This window comes from bacterium (assembly GCA_040753085.1).
GTDB lineage: Bacteria > UBA9089 > JASEGY01 > JASEGY01 > JASEGY01 > JASEGY01.
In genome coordinates this window covers 1-18,760 of record JBFMHI010000041.1, presented here as the reverse complement: position 1 = coordinate 18,760, position 18,760 = coordinate 1, and the positions used below count along the sequence as shown (strand labels likewise).

At 50.2% G+C, this 18,760-nt stretch carries 7 protein-coding genes; all 7 read right to left on the bottom strand.

Going from position 1 to position 18,760, the window contains the following annotated elements; genetic code table 11:
• Window positions 1-248: 248 nt before the first annotated feature.
• The 7 genes from AB1797_06390 to AB1797_06360 all read right to left on the bottom strand — a co-directional run bounded on the left by AB1797_06390 (window position 249) and on the right by AB1797_06360 (window position 18,603).
• Complete coding sequence (locus AB1797_06390; protein ID MEW5767243.1) at window positions 249-3,719, bottom strand: S8 family serine peptidase; 3,471 nt, start codon at window positions 3,717-3,719, stop codon at window positions 249-251.
• A 51-nt stretch (window positions 3,720-3,770) separates the two neighbouring features.
• Window positions 3,771-8,108: a GDSL-type esterase/lipase family protein gene (locus AB1797_06385; GenBank protein ID MEW5767242.1), complete on the bottom strand. Its 4,338-nt coding sequence runs from the start codon at window positions 8,106-8,108 to the stop codon at window positions 3,771-3,773.
• A 214-nt stretch (window positions 8,109-8,322) separates the two neighbouring features.
• Window positions 8,323-8,820 (bottom strand): FlgD immunoglobulin-like domain containing protein, encoded by a 498-nt coding sequence (locus AB1797_06380; GenBank protein ID MEW5767241.1) that lies wholly within the window; start codon window positions 8,818-8,820, stop codon window positions 8,323-8,325.
• A gap of 1,136 nt (window positions 8,821-9,956) precedes the next feature.
• The gene (locus tag AB1797_06375) at window positions 9,957-10,766 is read right to left on the bottom strand and encodes a hypothetical protein (GenBank protein ID MEW5767240.1); all 810 of its coding nucleotides are present in this window, start codon (window positions 10,764-10,766) and stop codon (window positions 9,957-9,959) included.
• A gap of 127 nt (window positions 10,767-10,893) precedes the next feature.
• The gene (locus tag AB1797_06370) at window positions 10,894-13,158 is read right to left on the bottom strand and encodes a putative Ig domain-containing protein (protein ID MEW5767239.1); all 2,265 of its coding nucleotides are present in this window, start codon (window positions 13,156-13,158) and stop codon (window positions 10,894-10,896) included.
• A gap of 155 nt (window positions 13,159-13,313) precedes the next feature.
• Window positions 13,314-13,820 carry a DUF2341 domain-containing protein gene (locus AB1797_06365; protein MEW5767238.1) on the bottom strand — a complete coding sequence of 169 codons (507 nt, stop codon included), beginning with the start codon at window positions 13,818-13,820 and terminating at the stop codon, window positions 13,314-13,316.
• Between the two features lie 427 nt (window positions 13,821-14,247).
• Entirely contained in the window at window positions 14,248-18,603 is a 4,356-nt protein-coding gene (locus tag AB1797_06360; protein ID MEW5767237.1) for a fibronectin type III domain-containing protein, read from the bottom strand.
• Between the last annotated feature and the right edge of the window lie 157 nt (window positions 18,604-18,760).

Sequence of the window (18,760 nt, the reverse complement as noted above, 5' to 3'; positions counted from 1 at the left end):
TCCTTTTGTCCTGACAGCGTCGGCATAAGAGCTTCCCCTCCCTTGATGGGAGGGGTTAGGGGAGGGTGGTAGCTCTTTTTCTAAGGTTTTTAGCAAGAGTAATAATATTGCCCGCCAATTTCACCCTATCCCTCTCCCATCAAGGGAGAGGGAATTTTGCTTTGTCTCCCAACTAACTGCTTAACTTAGTTTTGAGTAGTTACTCTGTGGTGAACGATTACGAATTTTTAAGGCGCCGGCGGGTGCGGTCACCGATTGAAGACGATCAATTTTCGAGTGGAGATATGCGGGCCTGTTTGAAGCTGGTAAAGATAGACCCCAGAGGCAACTTCGTTTCCGGCTTCATCCTGACCATCCCAGAAGGCTGCCCTGTTCCGGTTCAGATAGGACCCCGGCTCTAATATCCCCAAATCTAAGGTCTGAATCAACTGGCCGGATAGATCGTAGATGCGGATGGTTACTTGGGCTCGATGGCTAAGATGGAAGGGAATAAAGGTCTCAGGATTGACCGGATTGGGATAGTTTTGCTCCAGACCGGTGATGTCTGGAATTTGGGTAATGGTTTTAGCTTCGGCGATCAAGTCGGAAAGCAAGGCTATCATCCGGGTAGTGGCTTCACTTTCAGGGGAGTTTTGGAGAAAGCGATAGATAGCCTCGTATGCTGCTAAGGGGTGGGGCCTGGTTGACTCCATCGCAGCCACTGGGGCGGCTAATGAACCAGAGGCTGAATGAGTCAAATCCCAGTTCAGACCAATCGGGATTAGCTCCCTTTCGTCTATTACCCCATCCCCGTTAGCATCAGCATAAGTTGCCTCAGGCTGAGACCAGGTTGAGGCAGATTGTCCTTCCCAGGACGAAGAGGCGCCCTCCCTGACCGGACCAGTAAGTCCCCAGTAAGAAGCAATAGGCAGGATATCGATCTCATTAACTAGGCCATCATTGTTGGTGTCTCCCGCCCAGACAATTATATGGCTTACGGTTAATTTGTCCGGATAAACAGATAGATCAATCGGATCATCGGCTTCATTTCTGGCCGTGACATCCTTTAAGTTGAAGGATATAACCTGACCGGACATAGCCCCAGGGAGAAGCTGAAATTCAAGCCGGGCTATCCTCCCAAAACCGGTCGCTCCTTCCGCCGGATATTTTCTGGATAAACCCAGTCTTATCTCCCCCTTCTCCTGGTCTGCCTTGGACATCTCCACTAAACCCGGGCCTAAAAAGCTTCCGGTCTCGACAAAGATATGGTCTTCCGTCACCCTAAGGGTCGAGGTTTCGCTGTAAGTGAGAACAAAGGAAAGCCCCATGAGGTCTTCGGCGGCGTTATTATCCTCCCCCAGGACAACATCAGCCCAGAAGGTTGATCCGGCCGGCAGCGTCTCAGCCGGTAAAACAATGGATAATGGGGAAGCCAGGGGAGTCGCCTCAGCATAAGCCGGCCAGGAATAATTGGGGACTTCATCGTAGGTGAAGGCAGAATAGTAATAGGTGGTTCCGTTAGTCAATCCGGTGTGAGTGAAGCTGGTGGCTGTTCCATCATAGACCAAGGTGCCTTCCGCCGGTGAAGCCGGATAGGTATCAGCCGCCACCCGGATTTGAGTGCCCTGCCAATCAGGGACGGTAGGGTTATCCCATTGTAAATCAATACGGCCATTCATAGCCAGAGCTGAAAAATTAGACACCCCTGGCGGGGCCACATCATCTTCGATAAATTCTGCCTGTTCACTGCTGATGCCTTCGTTGCCAAGCGCGTCACTACACCTGGCGTGATAATAAATTGTCTTCTCTATTTGAGATGCCCAACCTCCAGCCGGCTCAGGAATCTGGTAAGACCAACTATTGGCTCCTTCAAAGGTCATATCCTCGTACTTATCGTAACCTCCCGGATCAATTCGGTAATCAAATTGGGGGGTAGAGCCTGTCAAGCCGGAACCATCGTCAACAATTTCTACCTGGAGAGTAAATGATCCGCTTGAGCTTCCAGTAAGATCAGAAGGGTTAGCCGTCCAAGAAACGAAGGTAGGACCACTGTTGTCAACCTTAATCATTCTGGTATCGTAACCGGAATAGGCCTCTGAGTTATCTTTAGCCCTGGCCCTTAGCCAGACAGCGGAATCGGTTCCAGCCGCGGGTTGGGTCGCCCACTCGATGTAATAAGGGGCGGATGAGTCGGGACTTCCTGGACAGTCAAACCAGTCCCCATCCTGACCATCCGTAGAGTTAGTCGAATAACCGAATTCGACCCACCTAATACCACTGCCTCCCCCAGCTTCAGCCGAGATAGTCACTGTCCCTCTGAGCCAGATATCCGCTGGTGGAGTGGTAAGGGTGCAAGCCAGGGGTTCTGTCTCAGAAAGCACCGCCCGATAAGCATTTATCCGGCCACTTCCTAAGAGACCGGCATAGGAGGGGTTAATGGAATCGATATTGTCGGCTGTCTCCTTGATGTGTTGGGCTACCTTTTCCCAATTCCAGGTAGGATTTTGAGAGAAGATCAGTCCACCTAAAGCCGCCACAAATGGGGCCGCCATAGAAGTGCCGCTCCAGGAGGCGTAGGTATTATCGAAGAGGGTGGAATAAATCCCTGTGCCCGGCGCACAGACATCTATCCAGTGGCCATAGTTGGAAAAGCTGGCCTTTCTATCATTATTGTCGGTAGCGGCCACGGCTAATACATTGGGGTAACCGGCCGGATATAAAACAGATGATGTATTGGAATTTCCGGCCGCGCCTATTAGCAGACACCCGGCCAGGGCGGCATAATCGAGGGCATCCTGGATCACACTGGAGGGGGAATAACTTCCCCAACTCATATTTATTACCTTAGCCCCGTTGTCGGCGGCATAGATGATAGCCGCGGCACAGTCGTCATCTTCCAGCCAGCCGTCGCCATTGTTCGTCGCATAGCCTGATCTAACAGCCATCACCTTACAACCGTAAGCCAGACCGGCTGATCCCTGATAGTTATTGGCTACCGCCGCTACAATGCCCGCTACATGGGTTCCGTGCCCATGAAAATCCATAGGATCGTTATCTCGCTCCAGATAATCCTCTCCCTCAGCCCCAGGGCCGCCAGGTGCATCAGTAAAGTCCCAACCCATGTAATCATCTACAAATCCGTTCCCCTCGTCATCCAGCCCATTACCAGGGATTTCACCCGCGTTAATCCAGACGTTAGCCGCTAAATCAGGATGGTCCCAGTCAAGGCCAGTATCAACCACCGCAATGATCGCCTCATTGCTCCCGGAGGTTATATCCCAGGCAGAATAGGCCTCAACCTTGGAGAGTCCCCAGGAAAGAGAGGGATCATTAGGGGTATAACTGACCCGACGGATATAATTAGGCTCGGCATATTCCACCAGGGGGTTTTTTCGGTAAGCCGCTGCCACCGCTTCCAGATCAGAATCAGCCGGGAGGATAAGTTTAAAGAGGTCAGTCAGGTCAATGGCCTGAATCGAGCTCTCCCTGATCGGGGGATGAAGCTCGAGCAATTTCTTCATTTCAGTTACGTGGAATTCTCTGTTTAATTCATCCAGGGTAGGGAGATTAGTAAATATTCCCTGACCCTTCTTAGGAAGATCGAGCTGGTTTATCTTTGGAGACCGCTTGAGTTTTAGGATAAGTTCGCCTGGAACAAATTCAGAGGAAGAGACACCAGGGACAAAGACCAGGTTGACTATTAAGCTGACTAACAGTAGAAAGACTAACTTGTGTAGCATAGCGCCGCCTCCTGCCGCCCTCAGATCGGTCATCGGTCATCGGTTATCGGTTCACCGATTATGGACGATCATCTTCCGGGTGGAGATAAAATCTCCGGCCCGAAGTTGATAAAAATAGACCCCGGAAGCCACCTCCCGGCCTTCTTCATCACGACCATCCCAATGGACCGCCCGGGCAGGCGTGATATACTTACCCGCCCCTTGGGGGCCAAGCTCTAAAACCCTGATTAATTCCCCTCCGCTGTTGTAGACCCGGATAGTTACCGGAGAGGGGTTAGAAAGCGTGAAAGGAAGCCAGGTGCCAGGATTGGCCGGATTAGGGTAGTTCTGCGCCAGACTGGTGGCTATTGAGGAACCGGCAGGCTGAAACTCAACTTCAGCCGACTCAATTAGCTCTGCCAGCAGGGCCTTCATTCTCAAGGTGGCTTCATTTTCGGGTAAATCCCGAAGGAATTGGTAGATAGTTTGATAAGCCTCCAGCGGGTTTTTTCGGACAGGGACCCTTTCGACCAGAGGCGTTCGGACTGGGGTAGGCACAGGTCCCCTCGGATGGCTCTGAGCCCAGTTTAAACCGATCGGCATAATCTCCCGTTCGTCAACGACCCCATCTCCATTGGCATCGGCATAAAGGGCCGAGGGATCCGGCCAGATGGAAGCCGATTGTCCCTCCCAGTTGGAAGAGGCCCCTTCACGAGGTGGCCCGACACGCAGCCAATAGGAAGCTATGGGTAGGATGTCAATCTCATTCACGGTCCCATCATTATTGGTATCTCCCGGCCAGACTACCGGATTGTCAACGCTTAATTCTTTGCCATAAGCCCTGAGATTAATAACCCCCAAATCCGGCGCTGTCGCTGTAACATCCTTGAGCCCAAAGGAAACAAGGCCTTTTTCCGCGGCTTGAACCAGGAGATGAAATCTGATTCGAGCCAGCCGGCCAAATCCCGTCACGCCACCATGGCCTTCCTTTCTGGAGAGACCAATCCTCACTTCACCTCTCACCTGATCTATACCAAAAACAGTAAGTATATCTGAACCTAAGAAGTCATTGGGTTCGATAAGGATATTATCTTTGGCCGGCTCTACCACCCTAATAGATTCGGTGTCAGAATAGGTCAGGATAAAGGATAGGCCGAAGAGATTTTCGACCGGCCTTTCCTGTTCTCCAACCAGTAGGCTAACTTCAAACTCTGTCCCGGCTATCTGAGGCGAACGGCACTCGATTTTAAAAGGCGCCGGGTGAATAATCCTTACCGGCCCAGGGCTGTAAGTAGAAGCGGAAGAATTACCGTCAGTGATCTCAGCATAGATATAGTAGTCACCTTCAGCTACCGCTGAGGTATCCCAGAGATAGGCATCAGTTTCATCATCCTCACTCAAATTAGTCTTAATGAGTCGAAGACCGGCCGAGGAATCAGTATCATTATCGAAGTAAAGAGAGATGCGGGCATCGTCATCTACATCTTCATCCTGCCAGGTAATAAGATAACTGCGGTCGGTCAGGTCATCTATTCCATCGGGTTCAATCAGGCTAATAAAGGGCCTGGCCTGAGGAGGGTATCCGCCTAACTCTTCCTCTCTACTATCTATGACCTGCTTCCAACTGTCGATGGCGTATTGTCCGGTCATACCCCAACCCCAAATATTCTGGAAACCATCCTTGACTTCTGCCGCCATTTCTCTGGCCCTTGTCCTCAGGTCGGCTCGACTGTTATCAAGATAATACTTTAAGGTGCACGCCTGAAATTCAATAAATTGAGCATACCAATCAAGAAAGTCAATGGCAATTTGGTGACGTTTGACATCACCCATAAAGGGCTCAACCGCTTGCTGGAGGCTCTCTGCCTTCAACAAGTATTCATCTGGGTCCCAGATCCAACTTTCCTTCACTGGGTTGGCCACATCACGAGCGGAGAGGTAAAAATAGGAACGGGTGCCGCTATGCTTTAAGTCATAAAGCTTATCGTAGGAGTCGTAGATGCCTTCGTCGGCTACACCGAAAAATTGTTTGGCAAAGCGCAAGCCATAGTCGGTAGGCTTACTGTTCGGCCCCCACTTGGCCTGGCTTGCCATGTGGATCTGTTCCCACAAACCTTCGTAAGAGGGGCCAGGGTAGTTCATCCACACATCAGTGAGGAATCCCAGGGCGCCTCCCTCAACCACTTTTTTACCCCAACCGTAGTTATTAGCTGAACGGTCATCGTAGCCCATAATTCCCTGACCGGCACTATTACTAAAGATAGCGCCCGCCCCTATACCACCAGGTGATAATGATTGGCCCTCGCCTGTATAGTGCCACTTCATAACAATAGCGCCGAATTCTTCAGCCACATCATTCGCCCCGCCAGACCAGACTATGGCTGTCTTGTTATGCTGATTGACCACCTCGAAAAGTGGTTTAAGGAAATCTTCTACATTGCCGGTTTCATCTGCGGCCAGATGGACATACTCAGCGCTAAACCAAAGGCATTCATCTTCCACGATTGACCTGAAATCCGCCTGAACTTGTGGATCGTCAGTATCCAGCTCATAACCAGGTGCATCCCAGCCGCCATAACCTTCCTTTCCATGGCTGGTATACCAATGGGCGTGGCCTGGGGCATTGACCAGGGGACAAATCTTGACATTATACTTCAAGGCATAGTCGCACCACTCCCTCACCTCATCTGGTGTCAATGACGGATCATGCCGCTTATCAGGGGTGGCGCGCCACTGAACCTTGTCGTCACTCTCGAAGACAATATAGTTCATCTTAAGTAAGGCGCATTCACGGGCAAAGTTCTTGAGCCAGTCAAGCGAGTACATAATCGACTTGCCGTAATAACTGGTAGGAATCTTCCCCTCATTTCCGTCAAAGAAGCGATCCCTGTTTGGTTCGCGGACATTCATATGGATGGCACGGAACTCCATGGCCGGGTAATCCTCAATTTTCGCACAAGTCACCTTTCCATCATCCGAGAGATTAACCACCGTCATTGCCCCCCAGAAAAGACCATCAGTCTCCCTGCCTTCGATCGTAATACCACTTGGGTTGATGCTCAATCTGTAACCTTCCCTCTGGTCGGGCCCACGGCCAAGCATAAGCAGAATATTACCGCCTGCACCTACCGAGACTCCCACCCCAGGGTTACGCCTATTAAGTTCATCTGCCAGCACCTGGGCGATCTCCTGCTCCCGCTGGCTTGCCCCGGCCGTAATCTTTGCCCCATTGAGCCAAAAGCTTTCATCACCCAAGGCCTCATGCTTAGCCGATGGAATCAGGCCAGGTTGAAAGGGACTATGGCTAACCGTCAGTAACCCGGGCCCATAATCAGAGGCGGAATTGAAGCCGTCACTGATCACACCGTAGAGGTAATAGTTTCCATAGGGTAAACTTGAGGTGTTCCAGGTGTAAGCATCGGTTTCATCGTCCTCGCTTAGGCCGGAAACAATAAGGGTGCATCCGTCATCAGGATTGGTGTTATCATCGTAGTAGAAACTGATCCGGGCATTATCATCAGAGTCGGCATCATTCCAGGTAAAGGTGTAAGAACCATTGGCTACGTCATTTACTCCATCGGGTTCAAGGATGGTAATAGTAGGCGGCTGATTGGGGATATCCAGGAGGTTATTGAGATGATCATACCAGGTCCGGGCCATAACTGCATAGCCGTCGCGGTTAGGATGGTACCGGTCATACATAAGGTTAGAGGCCCAATTGGGATAAGCTACAAAGGCATCATAATGATCCACATACCTGATATGATCACCCACCTTTGTCCGCCAATCGGAAACCAACTGGTAAACCTCATGGTTATATTGGTCTACCTTGCCGCTGTCACAACATGTCCACGGAATTATGCCGGCCACCAAGAGGTAGATATTGGGGCTGTAATCGAAGGTCTTGGTAATGATTCCATTAAGGTGTTCTATAGCGTAAGCTACTGATTTACCATGATAGAAATCATTTGTTCCAATGTGGAGTAAAACGATATGAGGATCATAACGCTGTAGCCTATCGGCCACAATACCCTCAATCTCGCCGGTTTCCCAACCAGGGTATCCTTCATGGTGATTGTCGGCAAAACTGCCACTGGACCTTGAGCCCACAAAGTTGGTTTCACTTCCCCCCGGATCAATAAGTTGATCCAGATCATCACGATAACCCGTAGAGTTATCACCCTCACCCTGGGTAATAGAATCGCCCAGGGGCATTATCCTTATGCCTCCCCTGGAAATAGAAGAAATGCCTATATCTTCCAGGGAAGGCAGCGTCTCTGGATCAGGGATCGGCACCGGGGTCATATCGACCTTGATATCGTAAGGTATGTAAGCAGATTTAGCCTCTACGCCAAGACCTACCATACCTACTATCATTACTAGCCCAACAAATTTTGATTTAATTCGCATAACTATCTCCCAAAAACTTCTTTGCCGCAGAACCACGGAGCTCTGTGCCTCTGTGGCTTCTTTTATTTGAGTATGATCATCTTCCTGGTCGAGATATGGCTCTTTGGTATTTCCCGTGATACACCCCTATATATAGTAGTGTCCTAAAAAAGTTAAGCGAATAGGTGATAGCCTGTAAGATCCAGAAATAAACGCTGAAAAAGATGCGTAATATTCAGAATACCATAACAGCGTCGTGGTTCATCACGGCAATTACCAAAGAGCCCGAGATATATGACCCGGCCCGGAGTTGATAAAGATATATGCCACTGGAAACCTCCTTTCCTTCATCATCCTTACCGTCCCAATAGGTCGCCTCCTTCTTAGTTAGATAGCTCCCCGGCTCCTTAAGGCCCAATTCAAGAGTCCTGATCAATTGCCCGGCGAGGTTATAAATCTGAACCTCTACCTTGCTTTTCTCAGAGAGGGCAAAAGGTATCCACGTCTCAGGATTGACCGGGTTGGGATAGTTCTGACCCAGGGCCGACTTAGCCGGCACCTGTTCCTTGATTCCAAGCTCGATCAGTTGTCCCAGGAACTCCTTCATCCTGACAATAGCCTCATTCTCCTGCAGGGTAAGACTTGCCCCGCCTTCCTCCGCATTCTGACTCCCACCCTCTGAGTCCCGCTTTCTGAATTCCGTATTCCGGCTTCCACCTTCTGCATTTCGCAATCCGTAATCCGCAATCTCGGGTACACACGAAGTGGGTGCGCAATCCGCAATCATATGATACATCGCCTGATAAGCCGCCAGATTAGCCGTATAGTATTACCCTCCAACATTTGCGTCGTCCGCGAGAATTATTAGATCAGTTTCGAGTTTCAGGTTTCGAGTTAGAGCCTATCCCAAAACCTCGGTAGTCGCTCCTTAACGGTCGCGGCTCGGATCGGTTTTGGGATAGGTTCTTAAGATGCTAAGAGCGATTTTTGGGGATGGTTCACCTTACTGTGAAAGCTTGCGGCTAAATTAGAAACCCGTTTTTTTCCGAAAAAACGGATTTCTGATCTCGTGTAACCCGAGTAGGTTGCCCCGAATTATTGAGGAAGATACGAAGGACCCGCAAGGTTTCACAAGAAAAATGGACGATTTGAACCGTCCCGATTTTTGTGAGTTTATCGCCTTAATCGCTCCGAGGTATATATCTCTAATTCTCTTTCCTGAGAGGCCAAAAGGTTCTCAGGAGACATACCTCGTATCGGGCACCCTCTGGGTGTGGAAGGCGCTCGGATTGCTCGGAAGCTATGCCCTATCCTCCTCCCAGGAGACAGAATTAGTTGGACATACCTCGGTGCGATAAAAGCGATAAACTCACCGATTAAAAGAAGGCCCACCAATGAAATATCTTGCCTTAAAGCCTATCCCAAAACCTCTCCGGTGTGACCAGAAGCCAAGTTTCTTCAAGAAACCAGGTTTCTATCGCGGAGGTTTTGGGATAGGCTCTTAGGATGAGCGCAGAACTCGAAACTCGAAAGCCGCGAAACCCGAAACTTATTCTCGTTTGGTTGCGGCCAGAGGCCGCGCTATGGAATCAGCAGTAGAATCCGTTGGCTCTCCTCTCTTAGTCCTAACAGTTACTTCTCAATGTTTACCTTTCTTGGCTTCAACTGGATGGACACTTGAGATTCTCTTGGTGTCTTGGCGGAGTTATTGCCTACAAGATTCCCTCTGTCTAAAGATTCAACAAAGAGCTGTTTTTATTCCCTCTGCGTCCTTTGTGTCTCCTCTGCGACCTCTGCGTTAACCTATTAAGAGCTAACGTCTTCCTCTGTGCCTCTGTAGCAAATTCTATTTGCACAGGTCGAAACTTTTCACTGTCGAGGTACTGTAATCCAAGCCGAACCCAGGAAAAGCTGGTCAAAGCCATCCACTGATGACTTTCCGTCCGGTTTCTTAAGGGCCAATACCTTCTTGTCTCGATCGATAATAATCTCTGTTTCCCCGGCAGCTCTGGCTGAGAAACTAAGTCGAGCTACTATTCCTGAACCACTTACCTCCCTTCTTTCTCCGCCGGGCTTGATCCTCTTTATGGCCATTCCAATACCCATAATCCCCTCTTCCAGATCATAAGTGTTAGGGAGAGAAAGTATGTTATCTCCCAGGAATTCGCCGGAACTAATTCCTAATCCCTCAAGCACGGCTGGATCAAAATGGAACCTTAAGCCTACTTCCGAAAGGTGGCTTACCTTTTCCACCCATATATCCAGGACAAAGGTTTCTCCTACCTGCATCTGTTTCAGACATGGGTCAATTTTGAGGGTCAATCCTTCTGATGAAGTAACAAAGCTAAACCCAGTGGCTTCTCCACCAACGATTCTGAAGAAATATTCGGTCTCTGGTATGAGTCCTGTGATTTCAAGGGCATGCTTGAACCCGACCGCCCCCTCATCCTTTGCTTGGTAACTGTAATTAAGGCAAGGACCGTATTCTATTTCAGAGACAGTGGCCATATCAGTCTTCCAGCTTATGGTAGCCTTTGTCGAGGCAGGCCTTACTTCAAGATCATAGATACTTGCTTCTGACTTAGTTCCAACAGGATTCCTATCCTTTTTGCCACAACCGAATAGAAAGCAGATGATTAAAAGAGCTGCCAGAGAGAATATATAGGCGATCCTTGTCAACTTTTTCACCACCTCTTAGCGCTGAACAAAGAGCGTAGAACACGAAGAAGCCTGGAACTCGGAGCACTGAGCTCTGAAGATAAAATATTACTCCAGGCTTAATGCTCCGTAATCTATGCTTATTCAATTACTTAACTACAATCATCCTTTTAGTAAAGATCTTGTCCCCGGCCTGAAGCTGGCAGAAATACACCCCACTGGCTACCTCCCGGCCCGCCTCATCTTTTCCATCCCAATAGGCCGCCTCCTTCTGGGTGAAGTAAACTCCTGACTCTCTCTCGCCCATATCCAGAGTCCTTACCAATTGCCCTGCTAAATCATAGATCAGGATCTTTACTTCACTCTTTGAATCCAGGGTGAAGGGAATAAAGGTCTCAGGATTGACCGGATTGGGGTAGTTCTGAGCCAGACCGGTTCTCTCCGTGATCTGCCCCCTCAAACCCAGGTCAATCAAGGAAGCCAAAAGGTCTTTCATCCTGGTTACCGCCTCTGACTTCGGACTATCTTCCAGTAAGCGATACATAGCCCGATAGGCCTCCAGATTTCTGGCATGGTTTATCTCTGCGGATAAGATCTCTCTGCCCGGGGCTGGACTGCCGCCACCACGGGTCCGTCCCCAGTGGACACCAATCACTACTACCTCTTTCTCATTTACTTCGCCATCGCCATTGGCATCAGCATAAGTTGCCTCAGCCAGGGTCCAGGGAGTAGCTGTTTGAGCCCCCCAGGTGAAACCATTATCACTTCTGGCTGCCCCGGTAGAGAGCCAGTAGTTAGCCACCGGAAAGATGTCTAACTCATTAACTACCCCATTATTGTCCGTATCCCCGGGCCAGACAACAAGATCAGTTATCGTAACTGAATCGGAAACAGGGTTAAGTGAAATCACCCCCCCATTTGGGTCTCTGGCATCTACATCGCTCAGACTGAAAGTGACTGTCTGCCCGGCCGCATAAGCCGAGGCCCTCAGCCTTATTCTGGCCACCACGCCGGAGCCACTCACTCCGGAGGCCGGTCTCTTTCGACTCACCCCTATTCTTATCGTGCCTGTCGTAGTATTTGCTTCATCATGGTGGGTCTGATCGTTCCCCAGGAATCCTGGTTCCGTGTCTACAGATACAACCTCGGTTACATTCCCAGCCGGACTATAATTAAGGCAAAAGGAGAGCCCAAAGAGGTTAGAGACCGGATGGCCAGCGTCCCCTACCTGAATTTCAACATCGAATTCAGAATCAGCCGAAGTAGAAGAAGATGTAATAACCTCAATAGGAATGCCACCGGCCGGATTAATGGTAATAGAGAGGGGTTGATCGTCTGTCTGGGAAGCGGCATCAGTCACTCGAACAGTGAAATTATAGGTCCCGGCAGTAGTCGGGGTGCCAAAAATGGTAGCATTCGGAGTCCCTGAGGTCAGACTCAGACCTGGAGGTAAACTGCCAGAGAGAATTGACCAGGTGTAGGGTGTCGTCCCCCCAGTGGCTGAGACTGTCTGAGAATAGGTGGTTCCTACCCTCCCACCAGGCAAGGAGGTGGTAGTGATATTCAAGCCAGCCGGATTAATGATAATAGAGAGGGGTTGATCGTTTGTCTGGGAAGCGGCATCGGTCACTCGAACAGTGAAATTATAGGTCCCGGCAGTAGTCGGGGTGCCAGAAATGGTAGCATTCGGAGTCCCTGAGGTCAGACTCAGACCTGGAGGTAAACTGCCGGAGAGAATTGACCAGGTGTAGGGTGTCGTCCCCCCAGTGGCTGATACTGTTTGATAATAAGCTGTCCCCACTGTCCCTGAAGGCAAGCTGGTGGTGGTAATAGTCAAGGTAGCCGGATTGATGGTGATGGAGAGGGCTTGATCATCTGTCTGGACTGGCGAGCTTGAGTCCTGGACCTGCACAGTGAAGTTCGAGGTGCCGGCGGTGGTAGGTGTGCCCGAAATAACGCCTGTTGAGCTATTTAAAGATAGACCACCCGGAAGAGAACCTGCGCTGATTGACCAGGTGTAGGGTGGCGTCCCCCCAGTGGCTGAGACTGTCCGAGAATAGACGGTTCCTACCGTCCCACCAGGCAATAAGATGGTAATGATATTCAAGCCGGCCGGCCCCTGAGACTCCTCGGTTCCAAGTGAGGTCATTGGCTCCGGGTCAATGTATTTTCGCACCTTGACATCATCCCACCTGGTGGCTGTACTCCAACCACTCAGGGCTATCTTACCCGTGGCAATGCCATCATGACTCTTATTAAGAACCCAGCCAGATGGTTCAGGATTTAAATCTTGCCAGTACTTGGCCTTGAGCCCATTATTAAATGCGGCCATCTTTAACCAATAATAAGTATTTAACTCCGACGTAGCAGGTTGAGAATCTAACTGTCCCCATCCATTCCAATTTTTGTACATTTCAAATACATTATCTCCCTTGTTGAGACCTACCAAATAAAACTTTGTGCTATCATTGTACCGGAAAAGAATCTCCATAGTAGGAGCCCCCCCACTGGTCATCATTCCCTTTGCCTCTACTATATAGTTTGTCCATGAAATGTCACCGGTATAGCTCATGGGATGACCAGAGGTCTATATTCACCTCCTACCACGTTCCAGGTTCCACTTTGAGGCGTCCATCCATCAGCATTTCCATCATTAAAGTCATCAAAAAAGAGATAGACCTGATTCTTGTCTGCTGGTGGATTACTGGCTCCAGGATGGCCGTAATAAAGATAATAGTTATTGTCGTTAAAGGGGATAGAAGCCTGAGTGGCAAACCAGACCGCGGTATTGGTAGAATTCGGGCCTATTACATCTCTATGCAACTCTATATTAGAACTTCCATTCCAGTAAATTACTCTAAGATCATCCCCATCATGCTGAAACCTGCTTCCATCAGTCGTATCCAGCGTAACACTACATGAATAATCGGTTTCCAGAATACCTGCGGCAATATTTGTAATCTCTATCTGCCGCCGGTAAGAGTAGCTGGTATCCCACCAATCAGCCGCCAGGGCCATCTTGGAAAGCCCAACTAACAGAAAACCCATCAGGATCGAGATTTGATACCTCTTCATTCCATCTACCTCCTTATTTGTTTTATCTTCGCGCCTTTGCGCCTTTGCGAGAGATTTATTTTGTAACCGTTCAGGGGGGTGTAATACTGGGTCAATTTTTATTGGTAACCGTTCACCACAGAGCACGCTGAGAACGCAGAGAATTTTGAAGAAATTATATCTTTCTCAGCGATCTCTGTGCTCTCTGCGGTGAACGGTTACTTTATTTTTCAATCCGCAATCCGAAATCCGGGCATCGTTTCAAAATGCTGAAATAGCAGCTTTACACTTTTAGCAATTTTAGGCAATGTGTGCAGCAAACATAAACAGCCTTTTCCCGCTCTGAAAGCCAGTTTGGGACTTTTTTGTGTTCCGGTTGGAGAACAAAAAGTGTAAACCGATCTCTCCCTTCTCAAGTAGCGATTTGAAACGATGCCGAAATCCGCAATCACTTGAGTATGATCATCTTTCTGGTCGAGATATAAGGTCCAACCCGAAGCTGATAAAGATATATGCCACTGGAAACCTCCTTTCCTTCATCATCCTTACCATCCCAATAGGCCGCCTCATTCTTAGTCAGATAGCTCCCCGGCTCCTTAAGGCTCAATTCAAGGGTCCTGATCAATTGCCCGGCGAGGTTATAAATCTGAACCTCTACCTTGCTTTTCTCAGAGAGGGCAAAAGGTATCCACGTCCCAGGATTGACCGGGTTGGGATAGTTCTGACCCATGGCCGACTTAGCCGGCACCTGTCCCTTGATTCCAAGCTCGATCAGTTGTCCCAGGAACTCCTTCATCCTGACAATAGCCTCATTCTCCTGCAGGGTAAGACTTGCCCCGCCTTCCTCCGCATCCTGACTCCCACCCTCTGAGTTCCGCTTTCTGAATTCCGTATTCCGGCTTTCACCTTCTGCATTTCGCAATCCGTAATCCGCAATCTCGGGTACCCACGAAGTGGGTGCGCAATCCGCAATCATATGATACATCGCCTGATAAGCCGCCAGGTTGGCCGTATGATCTACATCGGCAGCAAAGATGTCTCTCTCCGGAGCAGACGCCGGCGCCGGACCGTGGGTCTCGCCCCAATACATCCCGATCACCACTACTTCTTTTTCGTTTACCCATCCGTCACCCGTGGCATCAGCATAGGTGACCTCAGCCGGAGTCCAGGCAGAGGCCCCGTAACCCGTCCAGCCCCCATTAGCTTGAGAAGGATAGCCGGCCGCCCTGTCCGGCCCGGTCAAGAGCCAGTGATTGGCCACCGGCAGGATGTCCAGCTCATTCACCATTCCATTGTTATCCGTATCCCCGGGCCAAACCTCGATCTGGTTGACCGTTACCTGCGCCCCCTGAAGAGAAAGCCCTACCGGCGTTCCGTCCATCCGGTAGGCCGAGAGATCAGTCAGGTTAAAGGAGACGCTGCTGCCCACTGTCGCCCCAGGCGAGAGATGATACAGCACCCGGGCCACCCGGCCGTAACCGCTATCCAGGTTCCCGTACGGCTCTATCCGGGACAACCCGACCCTGGCCTGCTCTCCACTCTGCAATACCTCCTCCGTCGAAACAAGATTCTGCCGCTGGGCATCGGTTAGGTCGCTCCCTAACACCCCGGTGGTATCCACCACTATCTCCTCGACCGTCAATAACCCGGAAGGATCAGGGTCGATTACAAAGGAAATCCCGAAGAGATCCTCCACCGGATTTCCGGCATTCCCAACCTCGACCTCCAGCCAGAAATACCCCCCGGCCGGTTGAGGAGAAGACACAACCACCTGTGCAGGGGGATTGGCGGCTGACTGGGTAATCCCCCTCGCTTCATTGGACAGGGCCGAGGTATTGGGCACTTCATCCGAGGCAGTCATTCGGAAATAGTAAGTCGTGCCTGACAACAGCCCGCCTACCGTAAGGCTCTGAACAGTCCCGGCCACCTGCGGAGCCGGCTCCCCGCTTACCTGGGTTGCTGCCGCCCAATTTGCCTCTGTTATCGGCGAGGTAGAATATCTAATATCGTAAGCAGCCGCTGTCCCGCTGTCACCATCATCCCCCGGTGAAGTCCAGGTCAGGGTAAGCGAATCAGTCGCCGGACTACCGGCTGCCAGGTCAATAATCTGCCCCGGCGGAGTAGTATCCTGCGGTCCCGGATGCTCAATAGTCAGCGGTCCGTCACTGTAGTCAGAATCCGGTGGATTTACTCCATCGGTAATCACCCCGTAGATGTAATAGCTGCCTTCCGGCATACCTGAGATATCCCAGAGGTAGGTGGCTGTCGGATTGTCTTCTGATAGGCCGCTGACTATCTCTACTCCGTCATAGCCTGTGTCGTCTGAATCATAGTAAAGGCTGACCAGGGCATTATCATCCGGGTCGCTATCCTGCCAGTAAATGACATATTCGGTATCCGCCATAGCCCCTTCGGCTGGGGGCTCAATGATGGTAATGGTGGGCGGAGTATTCGCCCCGCCGGCCTCAATTTCAAAGAAGCCAACCGCCGAATAGGTATCCACCAGGTCATCCTGTTCCAGCCCTACTCGCCAGTAGTAGAACCCATCGGTCAGATCATGGCCGCTTAGGGTGTAGCTCTCACCGCTCAGCCCCCCGATATTGATCAGCCCGGCGCTGAAGGTGTCATCCTCGGCTATCTGAAGGGTAACCGTATGCGTCCCGGTCTCGATCTGGTTCATATCCCAGGTAAAGGTTGGATTGGGGGTATCAGGATTGGTCACTGAAATGAGCTTGATCTTCATCCCAAACTCGGTCAAAAGATCATCTATCATCATCCCCCGGGCCTTTAGCTCGTTGGCTAAGTCCAGCACGTCATAGTTCTGGGCCGGTGGTGTCAGGATGGGGTGGGCCAGGGCATCCCAGATCAGAGCCGGATCATTTATCGCCTTCAGGAAATCCAGCACAGCCATCTCATTATCTATCCCCCGCGGGGTTTCAGCCTGCGTGGCCCTGGCCGGAGCAGCTAAGATAGCCGGAAAAGTCATAATATTCGTCGGCAAATAGTAACAGAAAGCGTTTATTAGAACCTGGGTCAGTAGGTCCTGGAGATGAAGATCAAGCGGGTCCCGGTGACTGAGCACAGGGGCCGTAATCGGCCCGTTTTTGGAAAGAACAGCATTGGTGTATCCTTGCAAGGTATAGACTTCGCTCCATTCATCAAAGTGCTCGCCGTTGATAAAGAGCCGCATATATGAGCTTCCCTCAGCTTTGGGGGCATAACAGGTAGTATTATCCGGCAGGTAAGAATAATCACCCGAGGCATCATCATGCCAATCTTTGCCTTCCGTCCAAACAGCCGTTACCCGCAGACCGGTCACCGACTCTACTTCAGCCCCGGTAGTTTCTGCTGCCGGCGCTCTGGCGACTCCTACCCCGGTTTGTAGGGACAACCCTTGTGGTTGCCCATAATACCCTGGCGCCCCGGCGCCACTTACTCCCGCCAAGGATGGATCAAGCCCTCGCATGTAATGATACCCCTTATGGATCTTATCCATGGCTGCTATGGCCCCTGTCTTGTTTAGAAAGACCTTTTCGTGATATAAGCTATCGTATTCGATCAAGGTCGATACAGGGTAATTATAATGGATAACGACCTTCCCTCCCACCGGCATCCACACGTTACCACCCACACCCTCAATACAGAAAAGCGAGGAGGCATAACGATAAGACCAGGGGGCATTCGGCTCAGGACTGGGTCTTCGGGCCAGATAGACCTCCTGATCATTCGGTCCTTCACCCGGTTCAATAGCCGTGATAAAACTCTCCAGAAAGATCCGCAGTTTGTGGGGGTCAGGCGGATCACACTTCTGTTCATAAAGTTCACAATCAAGCGTAGTTTCAAAAACCAGCTCACTGTCCTCATTTACCCTCAAGTTCATCTCCAGCCAGTATTCATATCCCGCTGGAGTCTGGGCCTCGGCATAGAATTTACTCACCTTGGCAAATGTCCCCGGCGGCACCGGATGAGTCCCGCCCCAGGGGTCTTCATAGTAGACTGGAATGCGTAAGACCCTGGTCGGAGCAGCCTTTACCTCAAACCCAAAATCAGCAAATTGCCCGTCCGCCCCATCAATGGCAATATTATTCACCGGCTTACTGTATTTGCCGTCCCCGTCATAATCCACAATAATGTCATACTTGCCCACATCCCCCGACCCGGGTGTCCAGATCGCCTGCATAAACTCACCATCAGCATCCGCCGTCACCTGCTTGGGAAAGCCTGACATAGCCGGAATGTCCGCCCCATCAAGCAGCAACTGGTGAGGAAAGACATAGAGATTATAACTCTCTCCAGGCACATACTCAGTCCCACTGGCATAAACCGTCTCTCCAACAAAAAAAGTACTCCAGCTATCACCCGAAGAGTTGCAGGAAGTCGCTGTATGAAAAGTGCGGATAGTTATGTGGTGAACCAGATTCACTCCCGGATTATATTTATCAAGCACTCCATCGCTATCGATCTGCTTCCCGTCTCCGGCTCCAGGAGCAAAAGCATTAATACTGATAGTATCTACACCATCAATATCTTTCCCTTTGGGAATACTGACTTTACCTTTCCAGGTATCATTAGGGTGCAAGGTCTCTTCCCAGCCTTCCGTAGCAAAGACAACAGTGTTGTATGGCTCAGTCTTACCAAAACTAACCGCTATGTTTGACGTATTCATGGTCTGATCAAAGATGATCTTGATCTTTAATTCCTCTCCATCTCCCCTGGCTACAGTTTCATACATTATTTTAGGAGACAGACCATCGTAGGTATGTTGATAATATTCACCATCAGTGTCTGAAGGATCATAAACCATCTGCCCCTCAGCCCCATCATAATTCCATTCATACTTGCATTCCGCACTTCCAGAAAAGGTTTTGTGCTATTGGGCCAACAAGGCTTTTTGAAAGATAGCTTTATCTAATAGAAGCTTTAATTAAGAAAAGAGATTGTCACCTCACCATAATGATTGA